Genomic DNA, 16,915 nt, shown 5'->3' on the forward strand with positions numbered 1-16,915 from the left:
GCGGCCAGCCCCTGCCGGGCCCTCGCCGCCGGCTTCCATCCGCCCGCTTGGGCGTGCCTCATCCCGGGCGGCCGCGCGCGAAGGTGACGACGGCCTCCAGCTGGCCGGACCAGAGGAACTGGTCGATCGGCACCGCCCGTTCCAGCCGCCAGCCGGCCGCCGCCAGCAGCCGGGCATCGCGCGTCAGCGCCGCCGGGTTGCAGGAGACATAGACGATGCGGGCCAGGCCGCTACGGGCCAGCGCCGGCATCTGCTCGGCGGCGCCGGCGAAGGGCGGGTCCAGCACCAGGGCGGCGAAGCCCTCCAGCTCCCTGGCCGAGAGCGGCTGCCGCGCCAGGTCGCGCCGGACCGCGGTGACACGGCCACCGCTCCGGCGCGCCGCCGCGTCCAGCGCCGCCACCGCCTCCGGCGCGCCCTCATAGGCGGTGACGCGGGCGCGCGCGGCGAGGGGAAAGCTCAGCGTGCCGAGCCCGGCATGCAGCTCGGCGATGCGCGCGCGGCCGGCGAGCTTCGGCAGCCCCTCCAGCACGGCGGCGACGATGGCCGCTTCCCCCTGCGGCGTCGCCTGCAGGAAGGCGCCCGGCGGCGGCGCCACCGCCACCCCCGCGAAGCCGATGGAGACCGGGCCAAGCTGCGCCATGGTCTCCTGCGCCGATCCCTTCAGCGGCCCGGCGGCGATGCGCGGCACCCCCTGGGCGGCGGCGAAGGCGGCCAGCGTGGCGCGGTCGGCGGTGCCCGGCCGGCCGTCCAGGCGGAGCAGCAGATCGGGGCCGGTGTCGAGCAGGTTCAGCAGGGCCGAGCCCTCGCGGCGGAAGGCGCCGAGGCCGCGCAGCATCGCCCGCAGCGGATCGAACAGCGCCACCAGCGCCGGGTCGAGCACGGCGCAGGTCGAGAGATCCTCGATGGCGGCGGCGCCGCGCCGGTGGAAGCCGAGCGTCACCGCGCCATCCGCTCCGCGGCGCAGGGCCAGGTCGGCGCGCCGCCGCGTCGCCGGCGGCGTGACCGCCGGCTCCGCCACGGCGGGTTCCGCGAAGCCGGCGCGGGACAGGGCCTCCACCAGCCGGGCCCGCTTCCAGGCCGCATAGGGCGCGCCGGCCCAGTGCTGGATCTGGCAGCCGCCACAGGCCTCGCCGCGCGGATCGAAATGCGGGCAGGGGGGCACGACGCGGTCGGGCGAGGCGGCGAGCAGCGTCTCCAGCCGCGCCGCCACCCCCTCGCCGCGGCGGGCGCCAGGCGCGGCGCGGACGCGCTCGCCCGGCAGGGCGCCGGGGATGAAGCAGGGCGTGCCGTCCGGCAGGCGGGCGAGGCCGTCGCCGCCGGCGCCGAGGCCGGTGATGTCGAGATCGGTGCTGGTCATGGGTCCGGGCAGGGACGGGGCAGGGGCCGGGAGGCCGGACCGGAGAGGAGCGGACCCGGCGGAGGGCGGGGGAGGCCGCCACCGCCGGGTCCGGGCGCTCAGGCCCCGAAGGCGTTCAGCCCGGTCTGGGCGCGGCCGAGGATCAGGGCATGCACGTCATGCGTGCCCTCGTAGGTGTTCACCGCCTCGAGGTTCATGACGTGGCGGATCACGTGGTACTCATCGGCGATGCCGTTGCCGCCGTGCATGTCACGGGCGACGCGGGCGATGTCGAGCGCCTTGCCACAGGAATTGCGCTTGCAGAGGGAGATCATCTCCGGCGCCACGCGGTGCTCGTCGAACAGCCGGCCGAGGCGCAGCACGCTCTGCAGGCCGAGGGTGATCTCGGTCTGCATGTCGGCCAGCTTCTTCTGGATGAGCTGGGTGTTGGCCAGCGGGCGGCCGAACATCTTGCGCTCCATGGTGTAGTCGCGCGCGGCGTGCCAGCAGAACTCGGCGGCGCCCAGCGCGCCCCAGGCGATGCCGTAGCGGGCGCGGTTGAGGCAGGAGAACGGGCCCTTCAGCCCCTTCACGTCCAGCTTGTTCTCCTCCGCGCAGAACACCTCCTCCATCATGATCATGCCGGTGGTGGAGGCGCGCAGCGAGAACTTGCCCTCGATCTTGGGCGCGGAGAGGCCCTTGGCACCCTTCTCCAGCACGAAGCCGCGCACGTCGCCGGCCTCGTCCTTGGCCCAGACGACGAAGACGTCGGCGATCGGGGAATTGGTGATCCAGGTCTTGGAGCCGGAGAGCAGGTAGCCGCCATCGACCTTCTTCGCCCGCGTCCGCATCGAGCCGGGGTCGGAGCCGGCATCGGGCTCGGTCAGGCCGAAGCAGCCGACCAGCTCGCCCTTCTGCATCCCCGGCAACACGCGGTCCTTCAGCGCGTCGGTGCCATAGGCCCAGATCGGGAACATGGCGAGCGAGGACTGCACCGAGAAGGCCGAGCGGTAGCCGCTGTCGACGCGCTCCACCTCGCGCGCGATCAGCCCGTAGGAGACGTAGTTGACGCCGGCGCAGCCATGGCTGTCGAGCGTGGCGCCGAGGAAGCCCATCTCGCCGAACTCGTTCATGATCTCGCGGTGGAAGACCTCGTGCCGGTTGGCCTCCAGCACGCGCGGGAAGAGCTTGCCCTGGCAGTAGTCGCGCGCCGCGTCGCGGATCATCCGCTCATCCTCGGTGAGCTGGTCCTCCAGCAGGAGGGCGTCGTCCCACACGAAGGCGGGGCGGGCGGATGGGGTCACGGCGTTCATAGCGTTTCTCTCCAGCGGCTGGGGTCGGCGGGAGGCGGCGCCCGCTCCGGCCAGCGGAAGGGCGCCTCCTCCGAATGGGGTCTGCGGGACCGTTCCGAGATCCGATCACGCGCAATCTGGCGCCCTTCGCGCGCCTCGGCAATCGGGCGGCGGAGCGCGCGGCGGCACGGCCGCCCTCTCCAGGGAACCCCCCGGGGATCTCTCCCCGGGAAGGGTCTCAGGCAGCGGCCTCCTGGCCCCCGCCGGAGTCGGCGCCGGTATCGCGCTGCGGGCGGGGGATGGGGATCAGCATGAAGGCCGGCACCGCATCGCCGAAGCCCTTCACGGCCGGGCCCAGATCGTCCCGGTCGCGGCGCGCATGGTCGCGGCGGCGGTCCTGGCGGCCATCCTCGCGCGGGGCGCGCCATTCCTCGCGGGGCGCCCGCTCGGGCCGTGGCGGCGGCGCGGCCTCCTCGGCCGCCACCGGCGGCGGCGCCTCGCCGCGGCCGGGGCGGCGCTGGCCACGCCGCTGCACCTCGTCGCGGCCCATCTCGCCTCGGCCCGTCTCGCTCCGGCCCGTCTCGCCTCGGCCGGCCTCGCGCCGGGGGCGATCCCCGCCGCGGCCCTCGCCGGCCCGGCTGTCACCGCCGCGGCCCTTGCCGGTGCTGCGGCCCCGGCCCCGGCCACCGCGCGGCGCGCTCGCCGCCTCGGCCAGCTCCTCGGCGGAGACGGTGTCCAGCCCCTCGATCTCGATGCGCGGGATCGGCTTACCGGTCAGCGCCTCGATGGCGGCGACGAGCTTCACGTCATCCGCCGTGGCGAGGGTGAAGGCATGGCCCTCCCGCCCCGCCCGGCCGGTGCGGCCGATGCGGTGGACATAGTCCTCGTCGCGGAACGGCACGTCGAAGTTGAAGACATGGCTGAGGCCGCCGATGTCGATGCCGCGCGCCGCGACGTCGGAGCAGACCAGCAGGCGCAGCTCGCCGGCCTTGAACTTCTCCAGCGTGGCGAAGCGCACCGACTGCGGCAGGTCGCCATGCAGCGCGCCGACGGCGAAGCCATGCTTCGACAGGCTCTTGTAGAGCACGTCCACATCGCGCTTGCGATTGCAGAAGATCAGGGCGTTCTGCACGTCCTGCGAGCGGATCAGCCGCCGCAGCGCCTCGCGCTTGTCGTGCGGCTGCACGAAGGCGAGGCCGGCGGTGATGGTCGTCGCCACCGAGGCGGGGGCCGACACGGTGATGGTCTTCGGGTTCTGCAGGAAGGCGTCGGCCAGCTTGCGGATCTCGGGCGCCATGGTGGCCGAGAAGAACAGCGTCTGGCGCAGCGGCGGCAGCAGCGAGACGATGCGCTCGACATCGGGGATGAACCCCATGTCCAGCATGCGGTCGGCCTCGTCGATCACCAGCACCTTGCAATCGGCCAGCATGACGCGGCCGCGCTCGAACAGGTCGAGCAGCCGGCCCGGCGTCGCGATCAGCACGTCCACGCCCTTGTCGAGCACGTCGCGCTGGTCGGACATGCTCTCGCCGCCGATCAGCAGGGCATGGGTCAGCTTCATGTGCTGCCCGTACTTGACGAAGTTCTCGGCCACCTGGAGCGCCAGCTCGCGCGTCGGCTCCAGGATCAGGCTGCGCGGCATGCGGGCCTTGGCGCGGGAGCCGGCCAGGATGTCCATCATCGGCAGCACGAAGCTGGCGGTCTTGCCGGTGCCGGTCTGGGCGCAGCCGAGCACGTCACGGCCCATCAGCACGACCGGGATGGCCTGCTCCTGGATCGGGGTCGGGTGCACATAGCCCGCCTCGGCCACGCCGCGCAGCAGCGCCTCGGACAGGCCGAGATCGGCGAAGACGGCGCGCGGGCCGGCCTCCGGCGTCTCCCCTGGCTCCTCTCCCGGTCCATCCTCCGGGTCGGGCGGCTCGGCGGCGGCCACGGCCACGGACCCGTCCGGGTGCGGCGCGGCGGCATCCGCCGGCGCCGGGGCAACCGGGGCCGGGGTGGTCAGGGCGTCGGAATACTCATCTTCGGCCACGCGGTGCGCGGCCGCATCGGGCTGATCGCTCAAGGGCAGTCGGTTCCTTCGCCGGACATGCGGCGGGATGCGTGCCGGCGACCGCGCGGAGCCCGCGCAGCCCTCTCTCCGGCAATGGTCACGGGGATATGCGCCGACCGGCCCGGCTTGGCAAGGTTCTCGACGGCTTGCGGCCGCGCGGAGGGCGGGGTAGCGGAGGAGGGTGATGCCCGCGCGACACGATCTCCTCCTGCTGCCCGGCCTGCTCTGCGACGGGCGCCTCTGGCGCGACCAGGTCGCCGGCCTGGCCGGCCTCGCCGCCTGCCAGGTGGCGGACCTGACGCGCGACGACACGCTGCACGGCATGGCGGCACGGGCGCTGGCCGCCGCGCCGCCCCGCTTCGCCCTGGCCGGCCTGTCGATGGGCGGCTATGTCGCCTTCGAGATCCTGCGCCAGGCGCCGGAGCGGGTGACGCGGCTGGCGCTGTTCGACACCTCGGCCCGCCCGGACACCGAGGAGGCCTCGCGCCGCCGGCGTGGCCTGATGGCGCTGACCCGCACCGGCCAGTTCAGGGGCGTGACGCCACGCCTGCTGCCCAGCCTGCTGCATCCCGACCACGTCGCCGGACCGCTCGGCGCGGAGGTGCGGGCGATGGCCGACCGCGTCGGGCGCGACGCCTTCCTGCGCCAGCAGCTCGCCATCCTGCACCGGCCGGATTCGCGGCCCATGCTGCCCGGCATCGGCGTGCCGACGCTGGTGGCGGTGGGCGAACAGGACGTGCTGACGCCGCCCGAGCTGGCCGAGGAGATGGCCGCGGGCATTCTGGGCGCCCGGCTGGCCCGCCTGCCGGGGGCCGGCCACCTGCCCACCATGGAGCGGCCGGCCGAGAGCACCGCCCTGCTGCGCGACTGGCTGCTGGGCTGAGGCGGCCGGGCTGAAGCAGCTGGGCTGAGGCGGCGGGCCCCCGCCGATTCATGGTCTTGAAAGGCGGCCGGCCTAGCCTGCCGGCATGGTCCCGACCCCCACACGACGGCATTTGCTGAGTGGACTGACGCTGGCCGCGCTGCCGGAGCCGGCCCGGGCCACGCCGGGGATGCCCCGCGCCGGCACGGCGGCGCCGCCGGAAGGGCTCGCCGCCTGGGGGCAGTTCCGCCAGGCGCTGCTGCGGCCCGAGGGCCGGGTGGTGGACACCGGCAACCAGGGCATCTCGCATTCCGAGGGGCAGGGCTGGGCGATGTTCTGCGCCGAGCGCTGCGACGACCGCGCCAGCTTCGACCGGCTGTGGGACTGGACGCGCCGCACCCTGGCACGGCCGAACGACCGGCTGCTGGCCTGGCGCTTCCAGCCGGGCGCGCCGCAGCCGGTGGCCGACCGCAACAACGCCACGGACGGCGACATCTTCGCCGCCGCCGCCCTGCTGCTGGCCGCGCAGCGCTGGGCCGAGCCACGCTATGCCGAGGCCGGTGGCGCCATGGCGCAGGACGTGCTGCGGCTGCTGGTGCGGCAGGTCGCCGGTCGGGTGCTGCTGCTGCCCGGCCTGCACGGCTTCGAGGAAGCCGAGAGCATCATCGTCAACCCCTCCTACTACGCCTTCCCGCTGCTCGGCGTGCTGGCCCGCGCGGTGCCGGACCCGCTCTGGCTGCGGCTGGCGGCGGACGGGCTGGAACTGTTGCGGCAGGCGCGATTCGGCCGCTGGAACCTGGCGCCCGACTGGCTGCAGATCGACCGGCGCAGCGGCGCGCTCTGCCTGCCCGGACGCTGGCCGCCCCGCTTCTCCTACGATGCCCTGCGGGTTCCCTTCTATCTCTGCTGGGCGGGGCTGGCGGAGGAGCCGGTCTGCCGCGCGGCGGCCCGCTTCTGGACCGATCCCGCCCACCGGCATGTCCCGGTCTGGGCCGACCTGACCAGCGATGCCGTCTCGCCCTATCCGGCGCCGCCCGGCCTGCAGGCGGTGACGCGCTTCGTGGCGGTCCGCACCGGGCAGGGCTCCGGCGGCGGCCCCCCGCTCAAGGCGGAAAGGCCCTACCAGTACTACCCGGAAATCCTGCGGGTGATGGTCCTGCTGGCCGCTGCGGATTCACCGTCTGGTTGAATGATGCTGGAAATTCGCACGAAAACTCTAGCCCTCCTAGGGTTCATCACAATACATTCCCGCAACGGCTGTGTTAGAGGGGCTTATGAGCGCGAAACAGGACGCGGATGTGGATCGAATCGCGTCGATGTTGCATATGCCGTTCTGGCGCTACCGTTCCTATGGCAATCTGCCGGTGCGGCGGTCTCTCTCGCCCGCGCCCCTTCCGGATGCGCAGGTGCCGCCCGCCGGGACACCGGCTCCGGAGCCCCCGGCCCCGGCGGCTTCCCTTCCTCTCGCCGCCGCCACCGCCGAGACGCCTCCGCTGATGGCGCAACTGGCGCCTGTCCCCGCGAGACCGCCCGCCGGCGGTCCGCCGCCGTATCTGCAGGCGGTGCCGCCTGCCGTTCCGCTTCCTCCGCCCGCCTCCCAGGCCGTGTCCCCGCCCGCGGCCCTGCCGCTGCTGATCCGCCAGGGTCTGGCGGCACTGAGCGCCCCGCCGACGGCCCCGACCGAGCACCGCCGCGCCCCCGCCGGCGGCCCGGCCCTGCTGGCGCAGCTCCATGCCTCCCCGCCGCCGGCGCAGGGCGGCCTGCTGGCGGCGCTCGGCACGGGTCATGCCATCCCGGCGCCGCCCGAGACGGCGGTGCCGGCACCGCCCCGCGCCATGCCCAACGGTACACTCGAACTGCTCCGCGGGCTGCGCCAGCCCGGCCAGGCCTGAGGACAGAACATGCCTCTGATCATCTTCGCATCCCCCAAGGGCGGCGTCGGCAAGACCACGCTGGCGGCGAACCTGGCCGACATGCTGGCGCAGTCGGGCCGTCCCGTGCTGCTGCTCGACCTCGATCCGCAGAATGCCGCGCGGCTGCATTTCGGCCTGCCCCTGGCGGAGCCGGGCGGCTTCATGGCGGCGCTGGCGCGGCGCCCCGACTGGCGGCAGATGATCTGGCGCATGCCGAACGGCCTGATGCTGCTGCCGCATGGGGCGATGCCGCTGCGCGCCTCGCTCGAGCAGGCCCTGATGCTCGAGCAGGATCCCGGCCTGCTGCACCAGCCGCTGCGCGAGATGCTGGCGGATCCCAACCTGACGGTGATCGCCGACCTGCCGCCGGGGCCGAGCCAGGTGCTGGCCCTGACCGCGCCGCTGGCCGCCGTCATCGTGACCGTGCTGCGCAGCGAGGCGATCAGCGCCGCCATGCTGGGCGAGGTGGAGAGCGGGCGCTTCCTGGGGCATGGCACCGTCACCGCGCTCTTCGCCAACCGCCTGCACTTCGTCCTGAACGGCGTCGCCATGCAGTCCCGCCTGTCACGCACCGCCGCCGAGGCCGTGGCGCAGCATCTGGGGCCGCGCCTGCTGGGCGCGGTGAGTCAGGATGAGAGCCTGGCCGAGGCGCTGGCGCAGATGCGCCCGCTGCGCGAGGTGGCCCCGGCCTCCGCTGCCGCGCGGGACCTGCAGCATATCGCGCAGGCGCTGGCGGTGCTGTCGCAGGGGCCGGTGGCCGAGCCGGCGGTCCATCCCGCCGCCGCCTTCCCGCAGCCCCCCTTCGCGCAGCCCCCCTTCACGCCACCCTCCTTCGCCCAGCCCCAGCCGGCGCCGCCACCCTATGGCGGTCCGCCCTATCCCGCGCCGCCGCCCCATGAGGCACCGCCGGGACATGCCCTTCCGGCCCAGCCCTATGGTCCGCAGCCGCCCGCGCCGCACCAGGCGGCCCCGCAGGCGCCGGCCTGGGCCGGGTGGCGGGCATGAAATACTTCTTCCGGAGCACGCTGGCGCGCTCGCCCGCGCTCGGCATCCTGCTGGCCTCCCTCGGCGGCCTCCTGGGGCTGATCTTCATCGTCGCGCCGCTCGAGCCCGAGCAGCAGGCCTGGCTGGCCCTGGCCGGCTTCCTGGCCTTCCTCATCATCGGCCGGGCGCGCGGCCGGGGGGCGCTCTTCGTCCTGGTCGCGCTCTCGTGCCTGGTCTCGATGCGCTACGTCTACTGGCGCCTGACCGAGACGCTCGACTATTCCGGCTATATCGGCACCTTCCTCGGCACCGGCCTGCTGCTGGCCGAGATGTATGCCGTGATCGCCCTGCTGCTGTCCTACTTCCAGCAGCTCTGGCCGCTGGAGCGCAAGCCGGTGCCGCTGCCGGCCAACCCGGAGCAATGGCCCACCATCGACGTCTTCATCCCGAGCTACAACGAGCCGCTCGAGGTGGTGAAGCCCGCGGTCTTCGGCGCGCTGTCGATGGACTGGCCGCCGGAGAAGATGAACGTCTACATCCTCGATGACGGGCGGCGGGAGGATTTCCGCAAGTTCGCCGAGGAGATCGGCTGCGGCTACATGATCCGCCCCGACAACAAGGGCGCCAAGGCCGGCAACATCAACCACGCCCTGACCAAGACCTCGGGCGAGTACATCGTCATCTTCGACTGCGACCACGTCGCGACGCGGTCCTTCCTGCAGCTCTCGATCGGCTGGATGATGCGCGACCGCGGCATCGGCATGCTGCAGACGCCGCACCACTTCTACTCCTCGGACCCGTTCGAGCGGAACCTCGCCTCCGGCAAGCGCATCCCCAACGAGGGGCTGCTCTTCTACGGGCTGGTGCAGCAGGGCAACGATCTCTGGAACGCCACCTTCTTCTGCGGCTCCTGCGCCGTGCTGCGCCGCACCGCGCTGCTGCAGGTGGGCGGCGTGCCGACCGAGACGGTGACGGAGGACTGCCACTGCTCGCTGAAGATGCAGCGGCTGGGCTGGCGCACCGCCTATCTGCGCCTTCCCATGGCGGCCGGCCTGGCGACCGACCGCCTGCTCTCGCACATCGGCCAGCGCATGCGCTGGGCGCGCGGCATGGTGCAGATCTTCCGCGTCGACAACCCGCTGCTAGGCCCCGGGCTGAAGCTCTACCAGCGGCTCTGCTACCTGAACGCCCAGTGGCACTTCCTCTTCCCGCTGCCGCGCTTCGTCTTCCTCACCGCGCCGCTGGCCTTCCTGCTCTTCGGGCAGAGCATCATCGCCGCGTCGCCGCTCGCCATCTTGGCCTATGCGGGGCCGCATATCGTGCATTCGGTCGGCACCAACAGCCGCCTGCAGGGCAAGGTGCGGCACAGCTTCTGGTCGGAGATCTATGAGACGGTGCTGGCGCTCTACCTGCTGCCCGTCGTGCTGACCACGCTGTTCGACCCGAAGAAGGGCAAGTTCAACGTCACCGACAAGGGCGGCACGCTGCAGGAAGGCTATTTCGACTTCCGCGCCGTCTCGGCCAACTTCATCCTCGCCCTGGTGCTGATGCTCGGGCTGCTGTCCGGCGCCTATGGCATGCTCACCAATCCATGGGGCAGCCTGGAGTTCCAGGCCAACGCGCTGAACTCGATCTGGGTGGTGCTGTCGCTGGTCACGGTGGCCGCCGGCATCGCCGTCGGGCGCGAGCGGCGGCAGGTGCGCGAGCGCGCCCGCGTGCATGCGGTGGTGCCGGTGGTGGTGGTGCTGCCGGATGGCCGCCGCGTCGCCGGCCGCAGCGAGAACCTCTCGCTCGGCGGCGCCGCGCTGGCGGTGCCTCTGCCGGAGGATGGCGTGCCCGCCGGGCCGCTGGACATCGAGTTCGAACTGGGCGCCGACCGCGTCGCCATTCCGGCCGCGACGCTGCGCTGGGATGCCGGCCGGCTGCAGCTGCGCTTCACCCCGAGGGATCTGATGGACGAGGGCAATATCGTCCGCACGGTGCTTGGCCGCGCGGATGCCTGGCTGGACTGGGACCATGTGCGCCGGGACCGGCCGATGCGCGCGATGTTCGAGGTGGCGGTGAGCATCACCGGCCTGTTCCGCGGCGACAGCCAGATCTCGCTTCGCGGGCGGCGTGAGCGCCGCGCCCGGGCCCGCGCCGCCTCCGCCATCGCCAAGGCCGCGCCCGTGGCCGCCGCGCGCCCGGCGGAGCGGCTGGTGCCGCCGCCCACCGGCAAGGCGCGCCGCATCGCCGCGGTGGCCTGGCTGCTGGGCCTGGGCCTCGGCCTTGGCCTGGCGCCGCTCCCCGCCGCCGCGCAACGCCGGGCGCCACCCGCGCCCCCGGCCGCGGCCGCTCCCGAGCCCGCCCCCCAATCCCTGCTCCAATCCCCGGCCGCGCTCCAGTCGGCCCCCGAGACGGTCGCCGAGCCCGCCCTGGCGCCCGCCAGCCCGCCGGCCCTGGCCGCGACGGGCAGCGAGGCCCGGGTCGAGACGCGGACGCTGCGCCAGCTCGGCCTGACCGGGCCGATGCAGCTGCGCGGCACCAACGACCTGCAGGGCGTGCTCTTCGGCCTGCGCGCCAACGAGGTGGTGACCGGCGCCAAGCTGGTGCTGCAGGGCGCCAGCAGCCCGGCGCTGATCCCCGAGCTCAGTCAGATCGCCATCACGCTGAACGAGCAGTTCGTCGCCGCCGTCACCCCGGATCGGGCGCGGCCGAGCTTCGGCCCGCTCGAATTTCCCATCAATCCGGTGTTCTTCACCGATGCCAACCGGCTGAACTTCCGCTTCACCGGCCGTTACGCGGTGGAGTGCAACGACCCGCTCTCGGGTCTGCTCTGGGCAAATATCTCCGACCTTTCGGCGCTGCACCTGACGATCGAGCAACTGCCGCTGCGGCGGGATCTCGCCCGCCTGCCGGAACCCTTCTTCGACGCGCGGCTGCGCAACCAGGCGCTGAACCTGCCTGTGGTACTGCCGGAGGGCGCCGGCAACGAGCTGCTGCGCGCCGCCGCCATCGCCAGCTCCTGGTTCGCCGTGCAGGCCGATTACCGGGGCGCGAACTTCCCGGTCAGCAGCGCCGTGCCGCCGCGCGGGAACGCCATGGTACTGGTGGCGGGGCCGGAGGGCATTCCCGGCCTCGCCCTGCCCCGGCTGGACGGGCCGACGCTCGCCATCGTGCCGAACCCGGCCGATCCGGATGCCGTGCTGCTGGTGGTCGGCGGCCGTACCCCGGCCGAGGCGGTGGCCGCCGCCCAGGGCCTGACCGTCGGGCAGGAGGGGCTGGCCGGCGAGATCGCCCGCGTCGAGCCGCCGCAGCTCGCCCCGCGCAAGCCCTATGACGCGCCGCGCTGGATCCGCGACGACCGTCCGATGCGCTTCGGCGAACTGGTCGATCCCTCCGAGCTGCAGAGCTACGGCTTCTCCGGCGGCACCATCGCCGTGCCCTTCCGCACCGCGCCCGACATCTACACCTGGCGCGACCGGCCGTTGCCGGTGCAGCTGCGCTTCCGCGCGCCGCCGGGCCCGATCACCGACGTCTCGGTCTCTCGCCTCGACACCGCGCTGAACGGCAATTACCTGCGCTCGATCCCGCTGCGCGAGGCGGAGCCGACCTGGCCCTGGAGCTGGCTCGCGCGCCAGACCGGCCTCGGCCAGCCGGCCGAGGTGGGGGAGGGGCAGGTCGGCCTGCCGCCCTACCTGATCTTCGGCCAGAACGAGCTGCAGATGCGCTTCGACATGCGCCCGCTCAACCGGGGCGACTGCGTCGCCATCCCGAGCGACGTGCGTGCCGGCATCGATCCGGACAGCACCATCGACCTGGGCCGCGCGCACCGCTTCGCGGCCATGCCGAACCTTGCCTTCTTCGCCGGTTCGGGCTTTCCCTTCAGCACCATGGCGGACTTCTCCTCGACCGCCGCGGTGCTGCCCGACCGGCCGAACACGCTGGAGATCTCCTCCTTCCTGACGCTGCTCGGCAAGATGGCCGCCAATGTGGGCCATGCCGCGACCCGGATCGAGGTGGTGCGGCCGGGCGCGCTGAGCCAGGTGAGCGGGCGTGACCTGCTGGTGATCGGCGCCCTGGGGCGGCAGCCGGCCCTGTCCTCGCTGCTCGGCGGGCGGAGCCCGCTGCAGGTGGAGGGCAACCGCATCGCCGTCTCGCTGCCGACGGCGCTGGAGAACTTCCGCAACCTCTTCCTGGGCGACAGCCGCCCGGCCGAGCGGGAACGGCTGGAGGCCAGCCTGGCCTCGCCGGGCGAGGGCACCGGCATGCTGATCGGCTTCGAGAGCCCGCTCAGCGCCGGACGCTCCGTGGTGGCGCTGAGCGGCACCAATCCGCAAGGCATGGAGGCCATGCTGGCGGCGCTGCGCGATCCGCAGCAGCTCTCCGCGATCCAGGGCGACCTGGCGCTGGCGAGCGGCGGCCGCGTCACCTCCTACAAGATCGGCGCCACCTACACCCTCGGCCACCTGCCGCCCTATCTCTGGCCGCAGTACTGGCTGGGCAGCCGGCCGGACATGCTGCTGCTGCTGGCCCTGGTGGCGGCCGTGCTGGTCGCCATGCCCACCTACTGGCTGCTGCGCCGCCGCGCCGCGCTTCGCCTCAGGACCCGGACCCAATGAGCCGCCTCCGCGCCCGCCTGCTGGCGACTGCCCTGTCGGCCACGCTGCTGCCCCTGCTGCCGCCCGGGCCCGCCGCGGCGCAGGAGGGCGGCAATGCCCTCGCCGTCCTACTGGAGCAGGCGCGCTACTGGCGCAGCCAGAACCAGTCGGACCGGGCGCTGCAGGCGCTGGAGCGGCTGCTGCAGGCCGACCCGGACAATATCGACGCGCTGACCCTGGCCGCCGAGGCCGCCGCCGGGGCGGGAGACAGCGCCGGGGCGAACCGCTACCTCGCCCGGCTGCGGCAGCTGGCGCCCTCCGATCCGCGCCTGTCCGCCGCCTCGCGCCAGGTGCGCGGCGCCATGGCCGACCCGGCCGCCGTGGCCGAGGCGCGGCGCCTGGCCCAGTCGGGCCAGGCCGCGCAGGCCCTGGCGCGCTACCGTCAGATCTTCGGCGGCACCGTGCCGCCGGATTCCTACGCGATCGAGTACTATCAGACGCTGGCCGGCACGCCGGATGGCTATGCCGAGGCGCGCCAGGCCATGGAGCGGCTGACGCAGGAGCGGCCCAACGACACGCGCCTGGCCCTCGCCTATGCGCAGATCCTGACCTATCGCGAGGCCTCCCGCGCCGAGGGAGAGCGCCGCCTGCGCAACCTCGCGCAGCGGCCGGAGAGCGCCACCGCCGCCAATGCGGCGCTGCGCGACGCCCTGCTCTGGGAGGGGCCTAACCCGGAGGCGGTGCCGGCGCTGGAGGAGTATCTCCGGCGCAACCCCAACGATGCCGCCGTGCGGCAGCGGCTGGAGGAGGCACGCAACCCGCCCCCCGGCTCGGTGGACGAGGTGGGGGCGGCGCGGGTGCGCGGCTTCGCGGCGCTGAATGCCGGCCGGCTGGCCGAGGCGGCGCAGGCGTTCGAGGCGGTGCTGGCGGAGCGTCCCGGCGATGCCGATGCCACCGGCGGGCTGGGCCTGGTCCGGCAGCGCCAGGGCCGGACGGCGGATGCGCGGCGCCTGCTGGCCGAGGCCATCGCCGCCGATCCCGCGGAGGGCCGGCGGAAATGGGGCCGTGCCCTGGATGGCGCCAGCGCCGGGGTCGAGATGGCCCAGGCGCGGGCGTTGATCCAGCGGGGCCAGGTCGAGGAGGCCGAGGCGCTGCTGCAGCGCATGGCCCGCCGCGAGGGGGGCGACCGGCCGGATGCCGAGGTGCTGCTGGGCGATCTGGCGCTACGTCGCGACGATCCGGCGGGCGCCGAGCAGCGCTACCGCGCCGCGCTGTCGCGCCGCCCCGAGCTGGCGCCGGCCCTGGCCGGTCTCTACGAGGCGCTGCAACGTCAGGGCCGCTTCGCCGAGGCGGAGCAGCTGGCGCAGCAGCGCGGCGGCCGCTTCGCCGCCAGTCTCGCCACCCAGCGGGCCGAGGGGCTGCGCGCCGAGGCAAGCCGCGCCGGCGATCCGGCCTCCGCCGTCGCCCTGCTGCACGCGGCCGCGCAGGCCGATCCCGACAATCCCTGGATTCGCCTGGATCTGGCCAGGCTGCTGGCGCGGCAGGGCTCCGCCTATGAGGGCCGCGCCCTGGTTGACCAGCTGGCCGCCACCGGCAAGCCGGAGGCGGTGCACGCCGCGGCCCTGTTCGCCAGCGAGGAGGGGCGTTCGCAGGACGCCGCCGGCTGGATCGAGCGCATCCCCGCGCGGCTGCGCAGCGCCGACCAGAACCGGCTGTTGCAGCGCGTCCGCCTGCAGGAGCAGGTCGCGGCCGCCGCCGAGCCGGCGCGCTACGGCCGGCCGGACGAGGCGCGGCGCCGCCTGATGAGCCTCGCCGCGCGCCCCGACCCCTCGGGCGAGACGGCCGGGCTGGTGGTCGAGGCGCTGGCCGGGCTGGGCGATCGGGCCGCCGCGGCCGAGGCGGCGCGGGTGGCGCGCGCCGTCAATCGCGGCGCCCCGCCGGCCGGGCGGCTGGCGCTGGGCGAGGCCCTGCTCACCGCCGGGCTGGAGCAGGAGGCCGGGCTGGTCGTCGCCGACCTGGCGCAGGACAGCCGCCTGACCGCCGACGAGCGGCGCCGGGTCGCCGGCCTGCGGGGCGGCCTCGCCGTGCGCGCCAGCGACCGTCTGAACGAGGCCGGCGATCAGGCCGCCGCCTATGACCAGCTGGTTCCGGCGCTGCGCGAGAACCCGCAGGATCCCGGCGCCAACCTGGCCCTGGCCCGGCTCTACCAGGGCGCGCGCGAGCCGCGCGAGGCGCTGCGCATCGCCGAGGCGGTGCTCCGCCGCGACCCGGGCAACGCCGAGGCCAGGGCCGGGGCGCTGGATGCCGCCATCGCGCTGGGCGACCGCCGCCGCGCCGAGACCCTGCTGGCCGAGGCCCGTTCCCTCGCCCCGAACGATCCGCGCACCGCGATGATGGAGGCCCGGCTGGCCCGCGCCTCGGGCGATGCCCGCCGCGCCCGCCGGGCGCTCGAGCTGGCCGCCGAGCAGCGCCGGGCGCAGCTGGGCGGCGGCATGGCCGGGGCGGTCGCGCCGGCCGCCGCGGCGCCCGCCATGCCCTCCGGCGCGGAGAACCCGTTCCGCCGCGTGGCCCTGGCCGGGGCCGGCCTTTCCGTGGCCGGCGGCGGCTACACCATGCCGGCCACCGATCCGCTGCTGGAGCAGATCGACCGTGAGCTGGCGGTGGCCAGGGAGGAGGCGGGCACCCGCATCACCGCCGGGCCGGTGATCCGCAGCCGCACCGGCTCGGCCGGCCTCGACCGGCTGACCGAGTTCAGCGGCGAGGCCGAGGTCTCGACCGCGGTGGGCGGCATCGGCGGGCGCATCGCGCTGCGGGCTCGGCCGACCACCATCGACGCGGGCGACCTCGCGCTCGACACCGGCAGCCTGAAGCGCTTCGGCAGCAACGCGCTGACCGAGGCCGCCGCGGGCGAGGTCCTGCTCAACGCCGGGCTGCCGCGGGATTCGACCAATGCCCTGCCGGCCAGCCAGGCCCGGCAGTTCCTGCCGCGCGACACCTCGGCCTCGGGCGTGTCGGTCGGCCTCGCCTATACACGGGACAATCTCTCGGCCGATGTCGGCAGCACGCCGCTCGGTTTCCGCAAACAGAATGTCGTGGGTGGCGTGGAGTTCGCCCCGGCGCTGGGCGGCGGGGCGCGGCTGCGCGTCACCGGCGAGCGCCGGGCGATGACCGATTCGATGCTGTCCTGGGCCGGGATGCGCGACGCGACCACGGGCCGCGTCTGGGGTGGCGTGGTGCGCAACACCGCGCGCGGGCAGGTGGAGTTCGGCTCCGGCGACACGAACTTCTATGTCGGCGGCGGCTATTCGACGATCGAGGGCGATGGCGTGGCGGACAACAGCCGGGTCGAGGCGGGCGCCGGCCTCAGCCACGCCCTGTTCCGCCGCCCGGACGAGGAGCTGGTGACCGGGCTCGACCTGCTCTACCAGTCCTACGACAAGAACCTGCGCTTCTTCAGCATCGGCCATGGCGGCTACTACAGCCCGCAATCCTACATGGCGGCGACCATCCCCCTGGATTACCGCGCCCGTTCCGGCGCGCTCTCCTATCGCCTGGGCGGCACGGTCGGCTTCGCCTCCTGGCGGGAGGATCGCGCGCCGATCTTCCCGACCGAGGCGGGGGCGCAGGCCTATATGGAGGCGCGCGCCCGGGCGGACAGCCAGGTCAGCGCCTACTACCCCGGCCAGTCCCAGACCGGCTTCACGGGCGGGCTGCGGGCCGATGCCGAGTACCAGGTGACGCCGGTGCTGCGCCTCGGCGCGGCGCTGCGCTACGACCGCTCGGCCGACTGGAGCGAGGCGCGCGGGCTGATCTACGCGCGTTACCGTCTGGAGAACTGAGGCGCGGCGCGGCCCGGCGCCTTGCGGCGCCGCGGCCGCCCCGGCATGGTTCCCCT

At 74.3% G+C, this 16,915-nt stretch carries 9 protein-coding genes; 6 read left to right on the top strand and 3 right to left on the bottom strand.

What is annotated here, in order from left to right:
- Window positions 1-58 precede the first annotated feature (58 nt).
- The 3 genes from D9598_RS09555 to D9598_RS09565 all read right to left on the bottom strand — a co-directional run bounded on the left by D9598_RS09555 (window position 59) and on the right by D9598_RS09565 (window position 4,693).
- On the bottom strand, window positions 59-1,357 hold the full coding sequence (locus D9598_RS09555; protein ID WP_198366248.1) for a class I SAM-dependent RNA methyltransferase: 1,299 nt from the start codon (window positions 1,355-1,357) through the stop codon (window positions 59-61).
- Window positions 1,358-1,455: 98 nt separating this feature from the next.
- Window positions 1,456-2,649 carry an acyl-CoA dehydrogenase gene (locus D9598_RS09560; RefSeq protein ID WP_198366249.1) on the bottom strand — a complete coding sequence of 398 codons (1,194 nt, stop codon included), beginning with the start codon at window positions 2,647-2,649 and terminating at the stop codon, window positions 1,456-1,458.
- Between the two features lie 217 nt (window positions 2,650-2,866).
- The gene (locus D9598_RS09565; RefSeq protein ID WP_370591983.1) at window positions 2,867-4,693 is read right to left on the bottom strand and encodes a DEAD/DEAH box helicase; all 1,827 of its coding nucleotides are present in this window, start codon (window positions 4,691-4,693) and stop codon (window positions 2,867-2,869) included.
- A gap of 172 nt (window positions 4,694-4,865) precedes the next feature.
- Between D9598_RS09565 and D9598_RS09570 the strand changes: the two genes are divergently transcribed.
- From D9598_RS09570 to D9598_RS21465, 6 genes are all read left to right on the top strand, one after another.
- Window positions 4,866-5,564, top strand: coding sequence for an alpha/beta fold hydrolase (locus D9598_RS09570; RefSeq protein ID WP_198366250.1), 699 nt, complete (start codon window positions 4,866-4,868; stop codon window positions 5,562-5,564).
- An 85-nt stretch (window positions 5,565-5,649) separates the two neighbouring features.
- Window positions 5,650-6,732, top strand: coding sequence for a glycosyl hydrolase family 8 (locus D9598_RS09575; protein ID WP_198366251.1), 1,083 nt, complete (start codon window positions 5,650-5,652; stop codon window positions 6,730-6,732).
- Window positions 6,733-7,147: 415 nt separating this feature from the next.
- Window positions 7,148-7,435, top strand: a complete 288-nt coding sequence (locus D9598_RS09580; protein WP_198366252.1) for a hypothetical protein — start codon at window positions 7,148-7,150, stop codon at window positions 7,433-7,435.
- Between the two features lie 9 nt (window positions 7,436-7,444).
- Window positions 7,445-8,461, top strand: a complete 1,017-nt coding sequence (gene bcsQ, locus D9598_RS09585) for a cellulose biosynthesis protein BcsQ (protein ID WP_304621602.1) — start codon at window positions 7,445-7,447, stop codon at window positions 8,459-8,461.
- Window positions 8,458-13,041: a UDP-forming cellulose synthase catalytic subunit gene (bcsA, locus tag D9598_RS09590; RefSeq protein WP_198366253.1), complete on the top strand. Its 4,584-nt coding sequence runs from the start codon at window positions 8,458-8,460 to the stop codon at window positions 13,039-13,041. Before bcsQ ends, bcsA begins: the two co-directional genes overlap by 4 nt.
- The gene (locus D9598_RS21465; RefSeq protein WP_198366254.1) at window positions 13,038-16,859 is read left to right on the top strand and encodes a cellulose biosynthesis protein BcsC; all 3,822 of its coding nucleotides are present in this window, start codon (window positions 13,038-13,040) and stop codon (window positions 16,857-16,859) included. Before bcsA ends, D9598_RS21465 begins: the two co-directional genes overlap by 4 nt.
- Window positions 16,860-16,915 lie beyond the last annotated feature (56 nt).

The organism is Roseomonas sp. KE0001 (genome assembly GCF_016107285.1).
Taxonomy (GTDB): Bacteria; Pseudomonadota; Alphaproteobacteria; order Acetobacterales; family Acetobacteraceae; genus Pseudoroseomonas.

Excerpts from the sequence above, each read along its gene's own strand:
- D9598_RS09570 (WP_198366250.1), top strand. The coding sequence starts at position 4,866 with ATGCCCGCGCGACACGATCTCCTCCTGCTGCCCGGCCTGCTCTGCGAC.
- D9598_RS09555 (WP_198366248.1), bottom strand. The coding sequence starts at position 1,357 with ATGACCAGCACCGATCTCGACATCACCGGCCTCGGCGCCGGCGGCGAC.
- bcsQ (WP_304621602.1), top strand. The coding sequence starts at position 7,445 with ATGCCTCTGATCATCTTCGCATCCCCCAAGGGCGGCGTCGGCAAGACC.
- D9598_RS09575 (WP_198366251.1), top strand. The coding sequence starts at position 5,650 with ATGGTCCCGACCCCCACACGACGGCATTTGCTGAGTGGACTGACGCTG.
- D9598_RS09560 (WP_198366249.1), bottom strand. The coding sequence starts at position 2,649 with ATGAACGCCGTGACCCCATCCGCCCGCCCCGCCTTCGTGTGGGACGAC.
- D9598_RS21465 (WP_198366254.1), top strand. The coding sequence starts at position 13,038 with ATGAGCCGCCTCCGCGCCCGCCTGCTGGCGACTGCCCTGTCGGCCACG.
- bcsA (WP_198366253.1), top strand. The coding sequence starts at position 8,458 with ATGAAATACTTCTTCCGGAGCACGCTGGCGCGCTCGCCCGCGCTCGGC.